Below are 3,200 nucleotides of genomic sequence, written 5' to 3'. Positions count from 1 at the left end.
CCCTTGTTTTCGTAGATTTAGGGTATTTAGGCATCTTGAAATGTCACGAAAATACCTTTATTCCTGCTAAACGTTCTAGAAATCCCCCCTTAACCCAAGAGGATAAAGAGTTGAATCGCGAGATAGCTAAAATGCGTATTGAAGTTGAGCACTTTAATGCCAAATTTAAAACTTTTCAAATCATGGCACAGCCCTATCGTAATCGTAGAAAACGGTTTGACTTAAGAGCTGAGTTGATTTGTGGCATCATCAACCATGAGATGATGTAGTTACCGAACAAGTCTTATATAGAAATAACCAAAAAAAAGCTTCCTAAATATACTAAGACCGAAATACTTTTTTTGACGGACTTAAAGCGTGTTTGGTATACCTATATGCAGATGTTATCTAATTATCACACAGTAAAATGGAACAGTAACCCTACCTATCATGATTTTCTAGACAGAGAAATGCGTAAATCGTTAGAGAAAGCGCGTATGAACTATATGAACTGTACGACGTATCAAGAACTGAACCAATTGGCTAAAAGTCTTGAAGTAATTGAAAAACACGGCGGACTAATGTGTGGTAGTCAGGTTTATCCGTCCATCGAAAAGCGAGCTGAACGGATAACAGATTGGACTTTTTCTAAGAAAATCCCAGAACAATTATTAAGCATCCCTAATACCACAGGAAACCCATTCAATAACTTTTCAGGAGCTAAAAAGGTTGTTGGGTTAACTAGTTGGGGCGGGAAAATCTATGAGCCCTGAGTTTTATTTAAAAAGAGATTCACAAAATGGTTATTGTTTGCCAAACACAACTCTTCCAAAGAGTATGAAAACTAATTAAAGGGAAGGTTATGACACAAGAAGAAATAGATCAATTGATTGAAGATTGGGTAGAAAACGGTTTTCCAACTGAATTAAAACGATTGCTACCTGATGAGGAGAAAAAGCATGGAAACAGGAATTTGTAGAAGGTGTGGTTGTAATTGGATAACACCTTGCATAGATGATGAGCACGGTGCCTGTTGGTGGATAGATAAAAATAGGACACTATGCAGCCATTGTTTTTATGGATTTAATAATGAACTATTCCAAATGAAAGTTTACTATCGACCAGGATATGACTGGTTAGAAAGGGATAGAGAATTTGCTGAGGAAACACTGAGGGATCCAAGACGTCATTGGGTCTATGATATGGAACATGATGTTTTGTGTGTTGTTGGCTTAGGAGATCATATTGGAGCTGTTCGTTTTATTGCAAAAAAATTTTACGGACTAGATCGTATCTATCGTGAAGAGATTCCTAAATGGCAAGAAATTATTGCTGAGAATATGATCTTTTATAATGCAATGGTTGATGATCCAGAACATTATGCTTGGCATCTGCCACGAAAGTATCGAACGGAGGATTGATATGGATAATAAGATTATATCTAAAGTTCAAAACCTGTTGGAATTAGCTTATGATGCTCCAGGTGATGAAGAAGGGCAAACAGCTTTTCTGATGGCTCAAAAACTCATGGTTAAGCATAATCTTTCTATTAGTGATATTAAGACCTATCAGAAGAACGATAACATTGGAGAAACGGTGGGGCATTGGGAATATTCAACGATAGTTAGTTTGGTCTTGAACACAACATACACTGTGTAGGAAGCGTCTTTAGAAGAATATTAAAGGAGTTAATTTATGATAGATAAACTAAAGGGGTTTAGTACGGTTACTAATTGGTATTATGGTATTATGTCGTTACTGTACTTAGTTGTTTCTATTAAGCCTATGTCTGTATTAGTCGATACGGTTTGGTTTCGTAAGATGGCTTATAAGTTTAGTTTCCCTTATATAAGTTTTGCATTATGGCGGTACGAAAATTGGTCTAGTAGGTTGCTTATAGAGTCAATAACAGCATTCTACGCTAGGTATACTACTTTATTTGTCATTACTGTATTTCTAGCGATATTCTTCTTATTTAAGGGGTTTTCGTTACTTTTAGATGCAGAGATGGATAAAGGTAATTTATCTGTAGTTGGTTTCTTTATTCCGTGGGTTTATTTACTTATTATGTACCCTACGGTTCTTACGGGGGCTGGGTATATGCCTACGACTACTAACTATGTTTTCCCTATCGTTATGTTTCTGTGGGGTATGTTGTTCCTTGGTCGTGGCAAGTATATTGCCTCTAGCTTGATGTTACTCTTTAGTGTTGAGAATGAGCAGTTAGCGGTATTTGGTTTTGTATTTGGTTTAGCTTTTGCTGTTTTTCAAGCTTTTAAATGTTCCAAGGTTAGTATTAAGTATATCCTTTTGTTGTTAGTTAGTTCAGTAGGTCTTCTTAATGCAGTTTTTTGCCCAGGTGCCAGGGCTAGGTTTTTGACTGAGGCTCATAACTGGTATAAAAGTTTCAATGATTTGAATTTTTTCGATAAGATTTATTCGGGTTTGGCGGAGACCATTTATCAGTTATTATACTTGGGTATTTTTAATTTACTGGCTTTTCTTATTGCTATTGGATTAGTAGTTGGTATTCTTAGAATGGCTAGAGGCGGTTCGTTCCTTACCTTTTTTGTTAGCATTGTACTAGGTTTAATTGTCGTTAACATTAAGGTATTGCCTGTCTTAGGTGCTTTGGGTGATATGATTACGCCCAAGGATAGGTTCGTTGGCTTGGTTACTGAGAGTGGCCGGGTAGGTATGTGGTCTAATTTTGGGTTACTTACGGTTATTTCGGTAGTTCTCGTTGCTTACGTCATGTTATTACTCCCGTCTCGTATGTGGGGTGTAGGTATGGCTATTATCTTATCGGGTGTAGCTAGTAGGTTAATGATGGGCTTTAGTCCTACGTTGTATGTTTCAGCTGAGAGGACGTTTATCGTTATGGTATTATCTTTTGCCTTATTAGGTTTATATGCTTTAGGGGCTGAGGCTAAGCGATTCGGTCTTGTGCAGGTCAAAAATTCCAACAAGTAATCAGCACAGCAAGCTAGTCATGTAAGTGACCAGTCGTTTTTTTCATCTCTTGTTACAGCAGGTGGGTTTTCTTTATTTCAGAGTGATATACTCCCCTTATAGTTTCTAGTGAAAAAACAAAAATTTTCACTAGAAACTATAACGGGAGTTTTATTATGTCCAAAAGAAGTCCAAAGTCTGTCTCTGAAAAACTAGAAATTGTTCTACTTCACTCGGAAGAAGGGAAATCACTTAGTTGGTTAGCTAGG

4 protein-coding genes and 2 pseudogenes are annotated in these 3,200 nt (G+C 36.9%); all 6 read left to right on the top strand.

Annotated features, from left to right (window positions below; genetic code table 11):
• Positions 1–269 (top strand): transposase family protein (locus A3GS_RS0109005; protein WP_018365073.1); only part of this gene is annotated, 269 nt, incomplete at its 5' end.
• Positions 270–374: 105 nt separating this feature from the next.
• Entirely contained in the window at positions 375–752 is a 378-nt protein-coding gene (locus A3GS_RS0109000) for a hypothetical protein (protein WP_018365072.1), read from the top strand.
• A pseudogene (locus A3GS_RS13105) lies at positions 745–831 on the top strand (modification methylase Sau96I); the annotation flags it as partial. The gene A3GS_RS0109000 and the pseudogene A3GS_RS13105, both read left to right, overlap by 8 nt.
• Before the next feature lie 107 nt (positions 832–938).
• Positions 939–1,400, top strand: a complete 462-nt coding sequence (locus A3GS_RS0108990; RefSeq protein ID WP_240430908.1) for a hypothetical protein — start codon at positions 939–941, stop codon at positions 1,398–1,400.
• Between the two features lies 1 nt (position 1,401).
• Positions 1,402–1,593 (top strand): annotated as a pseudogene (locus A3GS_RS0108985) (DUF2786 domain-containing protein); the annotation flags it as partial.
• An 81-nt stretch (positions 1,594–1,674) separates the two neighbouring features.
• Positions 1,675–2,952 (top strand): hypothetical protein, encoded by a 1,278-nt coding sequence (locus tag A3GS_RS0108980; protein WP_018365068.1) that lies wholly within the window; start codon positions 1,675–1,677, stop codon positions 2,950–2,952.
• The last annotated feature ends 248 nt before the right edge of the window (positions 2,953–3,200 follow it).

This window comes from Streptococcus caballi DSM 19004 (genome assembly GCF_000379985.1).
Lineage (GTDB): Bacteria > Bacillota > Bacilli > Lactobacillales > Streptococcaceae > Streptococcus > Streptococcus caballi.
Note: the sequence above shows the minus strand (reverse complement) of the source record. Positions and strands in the feature narration are given on the sequence as shown.

Excerpts from the sequence above, each read along its gene's own strand:
- A3GS_RS0109000 (WP_018365072.1), top strand. The coding sequence starts at position 375 with ATGCAGATGTTATCTAATTATCACACAGTAAAATGGAACAGTAACCCT.
- A3GS_RS0108990 (WP_240430908.1), top strand. The coding sequence starts at position 939 with ATGGAAACAGGAATTTGTAGAAGGTGTGGTTGTAATTGGATAACACCT.
- A3GS_RS0108980 (WP_018365068.1), top strand. The coding sequence starts at position 1,675 with ATGATAGATAAACTAAAGGGGTTTAGTACGGTTACTAATTGGTATTAT.